The sequence below is a fragment of the Microbacterium radiodurans genome (assembly GCF_008710705.1).
In the GTDB taxonomy this organism is placed as follows: Bacteria; Actinomycetota; Actinomycetes; order Actinomycetales; family Microbacteriaceae; genus Microbacterium; species Microbacterium radiodurans.
Genome location: NZ_VYRZ01000001.1, coordinates 956,481 through 970,438 on the forward strand (window position 1 = coordinate 956,481; position 13,958 = coordinate 970,438).

11 protein-coding genes are annotated in these 13,958 nt (G+C 71.1%); 3 read left to right on the top strand and 8 right to left on the bottom strand.

The genetic code is table 11. The features are described from left to right. Nucleotides 1-61: 61 nt before the first annotated feature. The 6 genes from F6B42_RS04400 to F6B42_RS04425 are packed head-to-tail and all read right to left on the bottom strand — an operon-like array spanning nucleotide 62 to nucleotide 6,524. On the bottom strand, nucleotides 62-865 hold the full coding sequence (locus F6B42_RS04400; protein ID WP_150418340.1) for an HpcH/HpaI aldolase family protein: 804 nt from the start codon (nucleotides 863-865) through the stop codon (nucleotides 62-64). Further along, nucleotides 850-1,635, bottom strand: a complete 786-nt coding sequence (locus tag F6B42_RS04405) for a 2-keto-4-pentenoate hydratase (protein WP_150418341.1) — start codon at nucleotides 1,633-1,635, stop codon at nucleotides 850-852. Before F6B42_RS04405 ends, F6B42_RS04400 begins: the two co-directional genes overlap by 16 nt. After that, the gene (hpaD, locus tag F6B42_RS04410; RefSeq protein WP_150418342.1) at nucleotides 1,635-2,795 is read right to left on the bottom strand and encodes a 3,4-dihydroxyphenylacetate 2,3-dioxygenase; all 1,161 of its coding nucleotides are present in this window, start codon (nucleotides 2,793-2,795) and stop codon (nucleotides 1,635-1,637) included. The genes F6B42_RS04405 and hpaD overlap by 1 nt, the downstream gene beginning before the upstream one ends. A 27-nt stretch (nucleotides 2,796-2,822) precedes the next feature. Next, nucleotides 2,823-4,334 (bottom strand): 5-carboxymethyl-2-hydroxymuconate semialdehyde dehydrogenase, encoded by a 1,512-nt coding sequence (hpaE, locus tag F6B42_RS04415; protein ID WP_150418343.1) that lies wholly within the window; start codon nucleotides 4,332-4,334, stop codon nucleotides 2,823-2,825. A 22-nt stretch (nucleotides 4,335-4,356) separates the two neighbouring features. Then, on the bottom strand, nucleotides 4,357-5,046 hold the full coding sequence (locus tag F6B42_RS04420) for a GntR family transcriptional regulator (RefSeq protein ID WP_150418344.1): 690 nt from the start codon (nucleotides 5,044-5,046) through the stop codon (nucleotides 4,357-4,359). Then, nucleotides 5,046-6,524, bottom strand: a complete 1,479-nt coding sequence (locus F6B42_RS04425; RefSeq protein WP_150418345.1) for a fumarylacetoacetate hydrolase family protein — start codon at nucleotides 6,522-6,524, stop codon at nucleotides 5,046-5,048. The genes F6B42_RS04420 and F6B42_RS04425 overlap by 1 nt, the downstream gene beginning before the upstream one ends. A 115-nt stretch (nucleotides 6,525-6,639) precedes the next feature. On the opposite strand from F6B42_RS04425, the gene F6B42_RS04430 reads away from it, so the two are divergent. Continuing rightward, nucleotides 6,640-8,046, top strand: a complete 1,407-nt coding sequence (locus F6B42_RS04430; protein ID WP_150418346.1) for an MFS transporter — start codon at nucleotides 6,640-6,642, stop codon at nucleotides 8,044-8,046. Here the strand turns inward: F6B42_RS04430 and F6B42_RS04435 are convergent. Continuing rightward, nucleotides 8,015-8,470, bottom strand: coding sequence for an HtaA domain-containing protein (locus F6B42_RS04435; protein WP_150418347.1), 456 nt, complete (start codon nucleotides 8,468-8,470; stop codon nucleotides 8,015-8,017). The two genes, F6B42_RS04430 and F6B42_RS04435, sit on opposite strands and share 32 nt — an antisense overlap. Continuing rightward, complete coding sequence (locus tag F6B42_RS04440; protein WP_150418348.1) at nucleotides 8,467-9,381, bottom strand: LysR family transcriptional regulator; 915 nt, start codon at nucleotides 9,379-9,381, stop codon at nucleotides 8,467-8,469. The genes F6B42_RS04435 and F6B42_RS04440 overlap by 4 nt, the downstream gene beginning before the upstream one ends. A gap of 106 nt (nucleotides 9,382-9,487) precedes the next feature. Here F6B42_RS04440 and F6B42_RS04445 point away from each other — a divergent pair, with 106 nt between their 5' ends. Continuing rightward, nucleotides 9,488-12,496 (top strand): cytochrome P450, encoded by a 3,009-nt coding sequence (locus F6B42_RS04445; RefSeq protein ID WP_150418349.1) that lies wholly within the window; start codon nucleotides 9,488-9,490, stop codon nucleotides 12,494-12,496. A gap of 251 nt (nucleotides 12,497-12,747) precedes the next feature. Then, nucleotides 12,748-13,938: an HNH endonuclease signature motif containing protein gene (locus tag F6B42_RS04450; protein WP_223878337.1), complete on the top strand. Its 1,191-nt coding sequence runs from the start codon at nucleotides 12,748-12,750 to the stop codon at nucleotides 13,936-13,938. Nucleotides 13,939-13,958: the final 20 nt, after the last annotated feature.

Below are 13,958 nucleotides of genomic sequence, written 5' to 3' on the forward strand. Positions count from 1 at the left end.
GTCCGACGGACGTATCGCGCCCCGCCGACCGTCGCGGGTGCGGCCGACCGGCCCGGGCCGGTCAGTACCCGGCGCGTCGGGTGCGGTCGGCCTCGGGCACCCAGCGCGTCGCAAGGGCCTCCGACCCCCGGGCGAGCAGCGCGACGTCGGCGCCGACGAGGATGAAGGCGGCCCCGGCATCCCGATACGTCTCCGCCACGGCCGGGTCGAACGCGTTCACGCCGACGGGCACGCCCGCGGCGCGCACGGCGTCGAACGCGCGGAGCACGGCGGCGGTGACCTCCGGATGCGTCTGCTGTCCGAGCAGCCCCATGGAGGCGGCGAGATCGCTCGGTCCGACGAACACCCCGTCGATGCCGTCGACGGCGGCGATCTCGCCGGCCGCCGCGACGCCCTCGACCGTCTCGACCTGGACGAACACCGACACGTGCCGATCGGCGTCGGCGAGGTAGTCGTCGACGCGGTTCCACCGCGCCGACCGGGCCAGGGCGGATCCGACGCCGCGCCGACCGCGCGGGGGATAGCGCACCGCGGCGACGACCTCCGCCGCCTCGGCAGCCGATGAGATCATCGGCACGAGCAGGGTCTGCGCGCCCAGGTCGAGCACTTGCTTGATCGTCACGACGTCGCCGATCGGCACGCGGACGACCGGGGTCACGGGCGCCGCGGCGACCGCCTGGAGCTGTGCGAGCACCGATTCGAGACCGTTGGGGGAGTGCTCCATGTCGATGAGCAGCCAGTCCAGGCCCGCGCCGGCGCAGATCTCGGCGACCAGGGGCGAGCCCGAGCACACCCACATGCCGGCCAGGGGACGATCCGATGCCGCGAGCGCGTCGCGGAAGGTCGGCGTCAGACGAAACGACATTCGATCACTCCCATCGGCCCGTAGTCGCAGGAGACGGTGTCGCCGCGCGACACCCACATCGGGCGCGTGAACGAGCCTGCCAGGATGATCTCCCCGGCCTCCAGACGCGCGCCGTGCTGCGCGAACTTGTTCGCCAGCCAGGCGACGCCGGTCGCGGGATGACCGAGGACGCCGGCGGCGACGCCGGTCTCCTCGATCTCGCCGTTGCGCGCGAGCACGCCCGGCACCCAGCGCAGATCGATCTCGTCGGGACGCTTGCGCACGGAGCCGAGAACCATGGCGCCGTAGGCGGCGTTGTCGGAGATCGTGTCGACGATCGTGCGTCCCTCGAGCTCGATGTGCGAGTTCAGCACCTCGAGCGCGGGAACCGCGTAGTCGATCGCCGCGAGGGCGTCCTCGAGTGTGCAGTCCGGACCCGCGAGCGGCCGGGCCAGCACGAAGGCGAGCTCGACCTCGATGCGGACGTTCGAGAAGTGATCCACCGGGATCTCGGCGCCCGAGTGGTAGACGGTGTCGTCGAACATCACGCCGTAGTCGGGCTCGGAGATGCCGGTGGCCTGCTGCATCGCCTTCGAGGTGAGGCCGATCTTCCGGCCGACGAGCGTGCGGCCCGACGCGATCATGCGGTCGCGCCAGACGCGCTGGATCGCATAGGAGTCCTCGACGGTCGCGTTCGGATGCCGTGCCGTGATGCGCGGGATGACGGTGTGGGCGCGGTCCGCCTCGGCGAGCTCCTCGGCGATCCCGGCGATGACCTCGGGGGCGAGCATCAGAGCTGGTGCCCGAGCTTGTACTCGCCCTGCTTGTACTCGGGCAGGGCGCCCTCGCCGGGACGGGTGTACGAGAAGCCGTCCGCGCCGATCGTCACCGCCATCTCGGAGTCGTCGGTGCGCGCGACCACGGGCTTCGGGTTGCCGTCGAGATCGAGCACGAGGGATGCTTCGGTGTACCAGGAGGGGACCACGGGGTTGCCCCACCAGTCGCGACGCTGGTTGTCGTGCACGTCCCACGTGACCACCGGGTTGTCGGGGTCGCCGGTGTAGTAGTCCTGCGTGTAGATCTCGACGCGGTGTCCGTCGGGGTCGCGCAGGTAGAGGTAGAAGGCGTTCGAGACCCCGTGTCGGCCCGGCCCGCGCTCGATCGCGTCGGAGCGGCGGAGCGCGCCGAGCTTGTCGCAGATGGCGAGGATGTTGTGCTTCTCGTGCGTCGCGAAGGCCACGTGGTGCATGCGCGGACCGTCGCCGCCGGTCATCGCGGTGTCGTGCACGGTGGGCTTGCGCCGCATCCACGCCGCGTAGACCGTGCCCTCCTCGTCCTGGATGTCCTCGGTCACGCGGAATCCGAGCGACTGCATGAAGTTGACCGCGCGCGGGACGTCGGGGGTGACCTGGTTGAAGTGATCGAGGCGCACGAGCTCGCCCGGCGTGTGGAGGTCGTAGCGCCAGGAGAGGCGCTCGACGTGCTCGGTCTGGAAGAAGAACTCGTACGGGAACCCGAGCGGGTCCTCGACGCGGACGGAGTCGCCGATGCCCTTCACGAAGCCCTCCGGACGCCGTTCGACGCGGCATCCGAGCTCCGCGTAGAAGGCGACGGCGCGATCGAGGTCCTCGGCGGAGCGCACGCGGTACGAGAAGGCCGCGACGGCGGCGACCGGCCCCTGGCGCAGGACCAGGTTGTGGTGGATGAACTCCTCGGTCGAGCGCAGGTAGATGGACTCGGCGTCCTCCTCGGTCACGTAGAGGCCGAGCACGTCGACGTAGAACTCGCGCGAGGCGGCGAGGTCGGTGACGACGAGCTCCATGTACGCGCAGCGCAGCACGTCGGGGGCGGGCGCGCTCGGCGTCGGGATCGGGTTGTCGGAGAGGATCGGCGCCTCCTGGCTCACGAAGTAGCCCGAGGAGGTGCGCGTCATCTGGTCGCGGTGGGTCATGTCAGCGTCCTTGCTCTAGAGACCGGGTCAGTTCTTGCCGAAGGTGGGGTTGTGGACCTTGCCGAGCGTGATGTGCACGGCCTGCTGATCGGTGTAGAAGTCGATCGAGCGGTACCCGCCCTCGTGTCCGAGGCCCGAGGCCTTCACCCCGCCGAAGGGAGTGCGGAGATCGCGGACGTTGTTGGAGTTCAGCCACACCATGCCCGCCTCGACGGCCTGCGAGAAGTTGTGCGCGCGCTTGAGGTCGTTCGTCCAGATGTAGGCGGCGAGGCCGTACTTGGTGTCGTTGGCGAGCGCGAGGGCTTCGGCGTCCGTGTCGAAGGGCGTGATCGCGACGACCGGGCCGAAGATCTCCTCCTGGAAGATGCGCGCGGTCGGCGCGACGTCGGCGAAGACGGTGGGGGCGACGAAGTTGCCCGCATCGAACCCGTCGGGCCGGCCGCCGCCGGCGACGAGGCGGCCCTCGCCCTTGCCGATCTCGACGTAGCTCATCACCTTGTCGTAATGCTCCGGGTGGACGAGGGCCCCGACCTCGGTCGCGGGGTCGTGCGGGTAGCCGACCTTCACGCGCTTCGCCTGTGCGGCGTACCGTTCGACGAACTCGTCGTAGACCGAGCGCTCGACGAGGATGCGGCTGCCTGCCGTGCAGCGCTCGCCGTTGAGCGAGAACACGCCGAAGATCGTCGCGTCGATCGCGGCGTCGAGGTCGGCGTCGGCGAAGACGACCGCCGGGCTCTTGCCGCCGAGCTCCATCGACAGGCCCTTCAGGTGGGGAGCGGCGTTGCCGAAGATGAGCTGGCCGGTCGAGCTCTCGCCGGTGAACGAGATGAGGGGCACGTCGGGGTGCTTCACGAGCGCGTCGCCGGCGTCCTCGCCGAGCCCGTTGACGAGGTTGAAGACGCCCTGCGGGAGGCCCGCCTCCTCGAAGATGCCGGCCCACAGCGACGCCGAGAGCGGCGTGAACTCCGCCGGCTTCAGGACGACGGTGTTCCCGGTCGCGAGGGCGGGGCCGAGCTTCCACGACTCGAGCATGAAGGGGGTGTTCCAGGGGGTGATGAGACCCGCGACCCCGATCGGCTTGCGGTTGACGTAGTTGATCTGGCGACCGGGCACCTTGAAGGTGTCATCGGACTGGGCGACGATCAGGTCGGCGAAGAAGCGGAAGTTCTCGGCCGCCCGGCGGGCCTGACCGAGCGCCTGGGTGATCGGGAGCCCCGAGTCGAACGATTCGAGCTCCGCGAGGCGGGCGTCGCGCGCCTCGACGAGGTCGGCGATCCGGTGCAGCACCCGCGATCGTTCGCGGGGCAGCATCCGGGGCCAGGGGCCCTCGGTGAACGCCCGACGCGCGGCGGCGACGGCGGCGTCGACATCCGCCTTCTTGCCGGCCGCGGCCTGCAGATACACGCGGTTCGTCACCGGATCGAGCACGTCGAAGGTGTCGCCGTCCTGCGAATCGACGAAGACGCCGTCGATGTAGTGCTGGATGCGGCCGGGCAGATCGGCCGGCGTGTGCGGGGCCGTCAGGGTGGGGTCGGTCATGAGGTGCTCCTCGCTGGCAGGGTCAGAAATTCGGCATCCCGAGCGCCTCGTCCGGGTGCTCGTGGATCATGTAGGCGTCGAGAGTCGCGGAGCGGTGCCGACGGGCCGCGTGCTCGATGTCTCCGAGCGACGCTCCCTGCTCGATGAGCACGAGGATGCGCTCGTGCTCGCGCACGGATTCCTGCGCGCGGCCGGGCACGAAGCTGAACGTCGAGTCGCGGAGGTTGCCGAGCCTGGCCCACTCGGCGCGCACGAGCTCGAGCATGCGGGGGTTCGCGCACCGCTCGAAGAGCACGGCGTGGAACTCCTGGTTCAGACGAGTGAACGCCCGCGGGTCGAAGTGATCGAGCGTCTCGGTCATCCGCTCGTTGATCTCGCGGGCGCGCCGGACGTCGTCGGTCGTGAGCCCTCGCGCCGAGAGCGCGGTCGCGGTGCCCTCGAGCACCGAGAGGGCCTGCATGCTGAAGCGGTACTGCGAGTCGTCGACCATCGAGACGCGCGCGCCGACGTTGCGCTCGAAGGTGACGAGACCCTCGGCCTCCAGCTGCCGGATCGCCTCGCGCACCGGCACGACGCTCATCTCGAGCTCGCCGGCGATGGTGCCGAGCACGAGGCGGTAGCCGGGGGTGAACTCCGAGCTCGCGATGCGCTCCTTCACCCAGTGGTACGCCTGCTGCGACTTGCTCAGGCTCGACAGGTCGACGGCGTCCATCAGCTGCGGCGCTCGCTCTCGTACCGCGTGCGCCACTGCGCGTTCATCGGGAAGAGTCCGTCGACGGGCTCTCCGGCCGCGACCTGGGCGGCTACCCACGCGTCCTCGTCCTCCTGGGCCAGGGCGGCGTCGGCGACCTCCTCGGCGAGGGACGGCGGGATGACGATCACGCCGTCGCCGTCACCCACGAGGATGTCGCCGGGCTCGACGGTCGTGCCGCCGCAGGCGACGGCGACGCCGGTCTCCCAGGGGACGTGCTTGCGGCCGAGCACCGCGGGGTGCGCCCCAGCGGTGTAGACGGGGATGCCGACCGCCGTGACGGCGGCGGCGTCGCGAACACCCCCGTCGGTCACGATGCCGGCGGCGCCGCGGGCATGGGCCCGGATGGCGAGGATGTCGCCGAGCGTCCCCGAGCCCGTTTCGCCGCGGGCCTCGATGACGATGACCTCGCCCGGCGCCACGGCGTCGAAGGCGCGCTTCTGCGCGTTGTAGCCGCCGCCGCGCGCGGTGAAGAGGTCTTCGCGACCCGGCACGAATCGCAGCGTCGCGGCGACCCCGACGAGCTTGGCCCCGGGGTGCAGCGGCGCGACGCCGTCGATCGTGACGTTGTTCAGTCCGCGCTTGCGCAGCTGCTGCGAGAGACCGGCGACGGGCGTGCGCTCGAGCTTCGCGCGCAGCTCGTCGGAGAGCGCGGATGCCGCGGCCGGCAGCCCGGCGGATTCCCGCGAACCCCATGCCTCTGCGCGCTGCGCGTCATCGGCGGCGGGGAGCGATCCCACCGCGGGATCGAACGCCACGTCGGGCCCCGCGACCACCGTGGTGACGAGCCGCCCGGAGGACGCGCCCGTGTCGAGCGCATCGACCTCGACCTCGACGACGTCGCCGGGGACGATGACCGATGAGCCGGCGGGCGTGCCGGTGAGGATGACGTCGCCCGTCTCGAGGGTCGCGTGCTGCGACAGATCCGCCACGAACTGGGCGAGCGGGAAGATCAGGTCGTCCGTCGAGCCGTCCTGGGCGAGCTCGCCGTTGACCCAGGTGCGCACGCGCAGCCGCGCCGGGTCGACGGTGCGGGCGTCGATGAGCGCAGGGCCGAGGGGAGTGAATCCGTCGCCGCCCTTCGAGCGCACGTTCGAGCCCTTATCGGCGGCCCGCAGATCGTACAGGCCGAGATCGTTGGCGGCCGTGACGGCGGCGACGTGGTTCCAGGCGTCGGCGAGCGAGACGCGGCGGGCGGGCGCGCCGATGACGAGTGCGATCTCACCCTCGAAGGCGAGGAGTTCGGTGCCGACGGGTCGCTCGACGACGCCGCCGGTCGCCGCGACCGAACTCGAGGCCTTGAAGAAGTAGGAGGGGGAGCGGGGGGTGCGACCGCGCTGCGCCGCCCGCGAGCGGTAGCTCAGATGCACCGCGACGATCTTGCCGGGGCGTCCGCCGACCGCGGCGAAACGGGGATCCGTCGATCCGTCAACACTCATGTGAGCTCCTTCGCCCGTCCACGGCACTCTTGTGTCGTATCTCAAATCGTATATTATCGGCGATGCGTCGAGCAAGCGCTCGGCGGACAACGATGTCGAAAACACTGGAGCACCCATGAGCGTCCCCTCATCTCCCGCATCCTCAGCTCGACCGCCCGAAGGCTTCACGCCGACGGGGACGATCGCAGCACACACCGACCGCCGCCGCGTGGTGTTCGCCACGGTCGTCGGCACCACCGTCGAGTGGTACGACTTCTTCATTTACGCGCAGGCGGCCGGACTCGTCTTCGGGGCGCTGTTCTTCGCGCCCGCGGGCGAGGACTTCGCGCAGATCGTCGCCTTCCTCTCGGTCGGGCTGAGCTTCCTGTTCCGCCCGCTCGGCGCCTTCCTCGCCGGTCACCTCGGCGACCGGTACGGCCGCCGGATGGTGCTCATGATCACGCTCGTCCTGATGGGGGCGGCGACGACCCTCGTCGGTCTCCTGCCGACCTACGCGGCCATCGGCGTCGCCGCGCCCATCCTGCTGCTGTTCCTGCGCATCCTGCAGGGCATCTCCGCCGGCGGCGAATGGGGCGGTGCGGTGCTGATGGCCGTCGAGCACGCGCCGAAGCACAAGCGCGGGCTGTTCGGCGCCTCGCCGCAGATCGGCGTTCCGCTCGGCATGCTCCTCGCCTCCGGCGTCATGGCGATCATGACGGTCGTGGCCCCGGGCGACCAGTTCCTCGAGTGGGGCTGGCGCGTGCCGTTCCTGCTGTCGATCGTGCTGATCCTCGTCGGGCACTACGTCCGGCGACGAGTCGAGGAGAGCCCCGTCTTCGCCGAGATCGCGGAGCGCCGCGAGCACACCCGCATGCCGATCGTGCAGCTGTTCCGTCGCCACCTGCTGCTCGTGGTGATCGCCGCTCTCGTGTTCGCCGGCAACAACGCCGTCGGCTACATGACGACCGGCGGGTACATCCAGGGGTACGCCACCAACCCCGAGGGACCGATCGGCCTCGAGCGCGGTCCGGTGCTCTGGGCGGCCGCGGCCGCCTCCGTGGTCTGGCTCGCGTCGACCTGGTTCGCCGGGTGGGTGTCGGATCGCATCGGCAGGCGCACCACCTACGTCATCGGATGGATCGTCCTCCTCCCGGCGATCTTCGCCCTTTTCCCGCTCGTCAGCCTCGCGAGCGTCGGCACGCTGACCCTCGCGCTCTGCCTGCTCGCCGTCGGGCTCGGGCTCACCTACGGGCCGCAGGCCGCGCTGTACGCCGAGCTGTTCCCGGCATCCATCCGGTTCTCGGGGGTGTCGATCTCCTACGCGATCGGCGCCATCCTCGGCGGGGCGTTCGCGCCGACGATCGCGCAGGCGATCGTCCAGACGACCGGCTCCACCACCGGCGTCACGTGGTACCTCACCGGCATGGTGCTGCTCGGCCTCATCGCCACCCTGCTGCTGCGCGACCGCAGCGGCATCCCGCTCGGGCCCGACCACGAGGCCGAGCAGGCGGTCAGCCCGCTCGTCGGGGCTCGGCGCGGGTGACGATCGGATCGTCGAGGGCGGTACCCGCCCGGTAAGGGCCGAAGAACAGCTCGGCGCCGTCGGCCGTCAGCAGCGTGCTGCGGCCGACGCGCGAGCCGTCCGCTCGATCGTCCAGGCCGGCGACGTCTGCGAAATGCAGGCGCTCGCCGGTCCCGTCGTCGATCGTCAGAGCCCAGCCGTCGCCGATCCGAGCGAGATGCGGGTCGGCGATGACGACCCGCATCATGCCGCTGTGCCCGGTGAGGGTGACCGACCCCGAGAACCGCAGGTCCGCGGCATCCGCTTGCGACGACGGCGCAGCGGGGAACGAGAAGGCCCCGGACGACTCCTCCCGGGCGCCGCCGGCGAGGTCGACGCGGCCGTCGGGCATGCCCCGCACGTAGTCGAGCAGCGACGCCTTGATCGCCCAGAGCAGCGCGGTCATCGCGCCGGAGCCCAGTCGATCGACCGGGCGAAGTCGATCAGCGCCCGCACGCGCGGGGGCGGAGCCGTCGTGGCCGACCAGATGACGTCGATGCCGACCGGCGCGACCGGGGGCGCGATCTCCTTCATGGCGACAGGGTAGCCCTCGTAGCTCGCGGCGTTCGCCGGCCGCTGCACGAGCACGCCGTAGCCGAGCCCGCGCCCGACCAGCGTGCGAACGGCTTCGTAGCTCGACGTCCGGTGGCGGATGTGCGGCGTCAGCCCGCGGGACGCGAACATCGAGAGCGTGTGCTCGCTCGAGGGCGGGGCGTCCAGCAGGATCAGGTCGCGGTCGACCAGATCCTCGAGCCGCACCGTCTCGGCGGCGGCGAGCGGGTCGGATGCCGCGAGCAGCACGTGCGCGGGACGTTCGAACAGCTTCTCGCGCCGCGGCGCACCGGGGATGAGCGTGTCGTAGACGAAGGCGACGTCCACCTGCCCCGATTCGATGCGTCCGGCCAGCGCGTCGGAGGTCGTCTCCTCGATCTGGAGCGTCACCCGCGGGTGGGCGGCGCCGAAGCCGTCCAGCAGCGGCGGGAGGATCGTCGGCGCCAGCGTCGGGTAGCAGGCGATCGTGACGGGACCGACGAGCTCACCCTCGACGGACTGCAACGATCGGCCGAGTTCGCGCGCGTCGTGGAGGAGCGTCCGCGCCCGAGTGACGGTATGGACGCCGGCGCTCGTGAGCGTCAGCCCGTGCGCTCGGCGCCGGACGCACAGCACGGCGCCGAGTCCGTGCTCGAGCTCGGTGATCGCATCGGAGATCGCGGAGGGGGAGACGTGCAGGCGGGCCGCGGCGGCGGCGATGGTGCCGTCCTCCGCCGCGGCGACAAGGTAGGCGAGTTGGCGGAGAGTGAAGGGGATCTCAGGCATGGGCGCACAATTCTTCGATCGAACCTCGGTGATTGACCGGATATGTCCGCTTTTCTACCAGAACCGGGCGCGGGATAGTGAGGACAGTCCCACACGAGGAAGTGTCATGACGAACGAGACCCACGACCAGCCCGTCCGCGAAGCGCCCGTCGCCGACTGGGTGACGATTCCCGACCTCTACCGCGACCCGTTCCCGATCTACGATCGCCTGCGCGCGGAGGGCGGGGTCCACTGGGTCCCCGCCGTCGGGCGGTACCTGATCACGAGCTACGCGGCCGTCCACGAGACCGAGTTCGACCAGGAGACCTTCTCGGCCAATGAAGAGGGGTCGCTGCAGATCCGCGCGATGGGGCATTCGATGCTCCGCCGCGACGACCCCGACCACTATCCCGAGCGCAAGGCCTGGCAGCCCGTCCTCCGGCCGGGCGTCGTGAAGCGGACGTGGACGGGCGTGTTCGAGCGGAACGCGCGGCGATTCCTCGACGATATGAGCGAGAAGGGCGAGACGGCCGACCTCATCTGGGACTTCGCGGCGCCCTACGCCGCCGAGAACCTCCGCGAGATCCTCGGATTCCACAACGCCTCGCACGAGGACCTGCAGCGCTGGTCGCAGACCCTCATCGATGCGACCGGCAACTATGCGGACGACCCGGAGGTCTGGGAGCGCGGTGCCCGCTCGTTCGACGAGGTCGACACGGCGCTCGACGAGATGCTGGCGTGGCACCGCCGGCATCCGGACCATTCGCTGATCTCGTCGCTCCTGGCCATCCCCGGCGAGATGATGCCGATCGAGAAGATCCGGGCGAACGTGAAGATGACCATCGGCGGCGGGCTCAACGAGCCCCGCGATGCGCTCGGGGTCGCGGCGTGGGCACTCCTCGACCACCCGGAGCAGCGGCGGGCCGTCGAGGCCGACCCGAGTCTGTGGGGCACCGTCTTCGACGAGACCATCCGCTGGATCGCGCCGATCGGTCTGTACTCCCGGCAGACCACGCGCGACGTCGTCCTGACCGGCGTGCGGCTGCCGGCGCACGCGAAGCTCGGCATCTGCATCCTGTCGGCGAACCGGGACGAGCGCGTGTGGCCCGAGGCCGACCGCTTCGACATCCGCCGCGAGGTCAAGCCGCACCTCGCCTTCAGCAAGGGCGTCCACGTGTGCCTCGGAGCCTGGGTGGCGCGCGCCGAGGTCGCGGACGTCGGACTCCCGCGCCTGTTCGAGCGGATGCGCGGCCTCGACCTGGTGCCCGATCGGCCGGCGGTGATCGGCGGGTGGGTCTTCCGCGGGATGCTGGCGCTTCCGGCGCGCTGGGATGCGGATGCCGGCTCGGGGTCCGGTGCCGATGCCGCCACCCGGGTGCCGGGTGGTGCCGGATCCGCGGACGACGGCACCCCCGCGCCCCGGATCGCGATCGTCGGGTCGGGGCCGGCCGGCTGCTTCAGCGCCCAGGCGCTCCGCCGCAGCTTTCCCGCCGCCGAGATCGACGTCGTCGACGCGCTCCCGACGCCCTTCGGGCTGCTGCGCTACGGCGTCGCCGCCGATCATCAGGGCACGAAATCGGTCGCGCGCCAGTTCGAGCGACTCTTCACCGCCGACGGGGTGCGCTTCCACGGCGGCGTGCGGCTGGGCGGCGAGGTGTCGCTCGAGACCCTGCGAGCGAGCTTCGACGTCGTCGTGCTGGCCACCGGCCTGCGTGCCGACGCGTCGCTCGGCATCCCGATCGACGCTGCGGCGCGAGTGCACGGCGCCGGTGTCATGACGCGGGTGCTCAACGGTCATCCCGACGAGACGGAGGTCCCCGAGCTCGGGCGCGAGGTCGTCATCGTCGGGCACGGCAACGTCGCCCTCGATGTCGCGCGGCTGATCGTGCGAGCCGCCGAGGACTTCCATGGCAGCGACATCGACGATGAGGTCCGCGACCGCGTCGCCGGCCGGGTGCGCAGGGTCCACCTGGTGGGGCGCAGCGCGCCCGAGGGTGCGAAGTTCGACCCGGTGATGGTGCGCGAGCTGGCGGACATCGCGGGGGTCGAGCACGTCGTGCACGGCGCCGACGACCTCGCGGCCGCGGGCAAGGATGCACGGGCCGACGCGGTGCGGTTGCTGCGCGAGAGCTCCGTCCGCGGGGACGGCGAGCCGCGGGTGCGTGTGGACTGGTGGTTCGGTTGCGCCCCGGTCCGCGTCGAGGCCGAAGCGCTGGTCGTGCGCGATTCCGCGGGCGATGAGCATCGGATCGCCGCGGACGACGTCGTGAGCGCAATCGGATTCGCCTCGGACGAGACGGTGCCGGTGGCCGCGGGGGAGTACCCCGACGGGCGCGTCGAGCCCGGGCTCTATGTCGCGGGATGGCTGCGGCGCGGGCCACGCGGAACCATCCCCGATCAGCGGACCGATGCGCGGACGCTCGCCCGGGCGGTCGAGGAGGACATCCGAGCGGGAGTCATCGGCCTCGGCAGCTCCGGATGGTCGCCGGACACCGCCGTCGATTTCACCGGCTGGAGACGGATCGATCTGCGCGAGCGGCTGGGTGCTGCGCCCGGACGCGAGCGGGCGAAGCTGCGTTCGCGGGAGGAGATGCTGGCCGCGGCACGCGACGAGGGTCTGGTACCCGCGCCGACCGCGAGCGCCGACGAGGCGCTGACCGCGGACGTCCCGGTGACGATCCTCTTCGGCACCGAATCGGGCGGCGCGGAGCTCGTCGCGGGGGAGTTGGCCGCCGCTCTCGGCGAGGACGCCGACGTCGTCGTGCACGACCTGGCCGACATCCGTCCGCGCGACCTCGCCCCGGGGCGTCTCCACCTCGTCGTGTGCTCGACCTACGGGGACGGCGAGGTCCCGACGGCGGCGCGAGACTTCCACCGCGCTCTCGTCGACGGCGAGGCGGAGCTGACCGGCATCCGCTACGCGGTCTTCGGCATGGGCGATCGCAGCTACACGCGCACCTACTCGCGCGGGAGCGAACTCGTCGACGAAGCCCTCGCGCGCTGCGGTGCGCTCCGCGTGGGCGAGTACGGCCGCCACGATGCCGGCGGCGAGACGCCGGCGACGGAACTGGCGTGCGATTGGCTCCGCGGAGTGCTGGAGGTGGCGGGGCGACCGCTGGCGAGCCCCGTGGCGTGACGCCCGCGGCGATTCCTGCACAGTTTCGTCACCGAGTGAGTTGCCCCCAAGTCGAAGCTGTGTTCTAGACTCGCATCGGTGCCGCATGGCATCATATCGTTCATGGGGACGAGTCGATCAGCGAGCGACGAGGAGTCGTGGGTGCGCATCCGCGCCGAGCTCGACGGCGTGCTCGATGTGGTTCGGGCTCAGGATGCTGCCGATATCGCCCGGTTGCGCAAACTGGCGTCCTCGGCCGTGAGGCTCTGTCGATGTCGCGCCGAAACGGGCTGCTGGGCCGGGAAACCGACATGCAGCTGCGAGCGGTGGCGGCGGAGTTCGCCGCAATCGCGCGGTGCGGGGATCGGCGGGTGCAGAACGAGATCGGCCGTGCGCTGGAGATCGTCGAGGGGAACCCGCTCGTTCTGGCCGCGTGGGAGGACGGCCGGCTCACGGCCAAGCACGTCGACGACGTGGTGAAGCTGGGCCGGAACCTCCCGGACGAGAACCACGAGGAGTGGCAGGAAGCCGCGATCGCTGTCGCCGAACGGGACGTGCCCGCGCGGGTTCACGGCGCGTTGGAGTCGTTGGCGCAGCACTTCACCGCCCGCACCTTCGCAGAACGGCACAGAGCGGCCGTCGCGGACCGGGGCGTGTTCCTGCGTGACCTGGGTGACGGGATGTCGGAGCTGACCTTGCGGGGTGCGACGACGCTGCTGGTGGCGATCGATGACCGGCTCAACCAGATGGCCGTGTCGACGATCGATATCGCCAAGGAGGTCGCGGCGGAAGCCCGTGCGGCCGGTGAGGAGCACGAGGCCGACACGCGCACCCGCCAGCAAGTGCGAGCGGACGTGCTCTGCGACCTCGGCTTGACCGGCGGGCCCGCGATCGACCCGACGCACGATGTCGACGGGAAGACCTCGCTCGGCGCGATCCGCGCCCGGGTGCAGCTGGTTGTGACGGCCGACACCCTCGCCGGGAAGGACGACCGTGCCGCCGAGCTGGTCGGCGCCGGCCTGATCGACGCGGACACCGCCCGGACCCTGGCCGGGGATGCCGCCCTGTGGGACCGGGTCTCCCTCGACGCGACCACGAAGACGGTGACGCGTGTCGATCAGTACCGACCACCCGCGGCGTTGCGGAGGATGCTGCAGGCGCGGGATCGACACTGCCGGTGGCCGGGATGCCGCCGGCCCGCCATCCGCTGCGAACTGGACCACACCATCGACCACGCCCTCGGCGGGCCGACGTGCGAATCGAACTTGTGCAACCTGTGTCAGCGACATCATTCGATGAAGCAGTTCACCGACTGGCTCGTCCTCCAACTCGGCGCCGGCATCATCCAATGGACCTCACCCACCGGGAGGGTCTACCGGGAAGACCTCCCGGTCCCCTCGGTCTGCTTCACTCCCGAGTTCGTCGCCGAACGGCCCCCACCCGAACCGGCGCCCCCGTTCTGACACCGCCCCGTCTGAGCGAG

What these genes read in the sequence shown, in the direction of transcription:
- F6B42_RS04400 (WP_150418340.1), bottom strand. Translation starts at nt 865, where the DNA reads ATGTCGTTTCGTCTGACGCCGACCTTCCGCGACGCGCTCGCGGCATCG.
- F6B42_RS04405 (WP_150418341.1), bottom strand. Translation starts at nt 1,635, where the DNA reads ATGCTCGCCCCCGAGGTCATCGCCGGGATCGCCGAGGAGCTCGCCGAG.
- hpaD (WP_150418342.1), bottom strand. Translation starts at nt 2,795, where the DNA reads ATGACCCACCGCGACCAGATGACGCGCACCTCCTCGGGCTACTTCGTG.
- hpaE (WP_150418343.1), bottom strand. Translation starts at nt 4,334, where the DNA reads ATGACCGACCCCACCCTGACGGCCCCGCACACGCCGGCCGATCTGCCC.
- F6B42_RS04420 (WP_150418344.1), bottom strand. Translation starts at nt 5,046, where the DNA reads ATGGACGCCGTCGACCTGTCGAGCCTGAGCAAGTCGCAGCAGGCGTAC.
- F6B42_RS04425 (WP_150418345.1), bottom strand. Translation starts at nt 6,524, where the DNA reads ATGAGTGTTGACGGATCGACGGATCCCCGTTTCGCCGCGGTCGGCGGA.
- F6B42_RS04430 (WP_150418346.1), top strand. Translation starts at nt 6,640, where the DNA reads ATGAGCGTCCCCTCATCTCCCGCATCCTCAGCTCGACCGCCCGAAGGC.
- F6B42_RS04435 (WP_150418347.1), bottom strand. Translation starts at nt 8,470, where the DNA reads ATGACCGCGCTGCTCTGGGCGATCAAGGCGTCGCTGCTCGACTACGTG.
- F6B42_RS04440 (WP_150418348.1), bottom strand. Translation starts at nt 9,381, where the DNA reads ATGCCTGAGATCCCCTTCACTCTCCGCCAACTCGCCTACCTTGTCGCC.
- F6B42_RS04445 (WP_150418349.1), top strand. Translation starts at nt 9,488, where the DNA reads ATGACGAACGAGACCCACGACCAGCCCGTCCGCGAAGCGCCCGTCGCC.
- F6B42_RS04450 (WP_223878337.1), top strand. Translation starts at nt 12,748, where the DNA reads ATGTCGCGCCGAAACGGGCTGCTGGGCCGGGAAACCGACATGCAGCTG.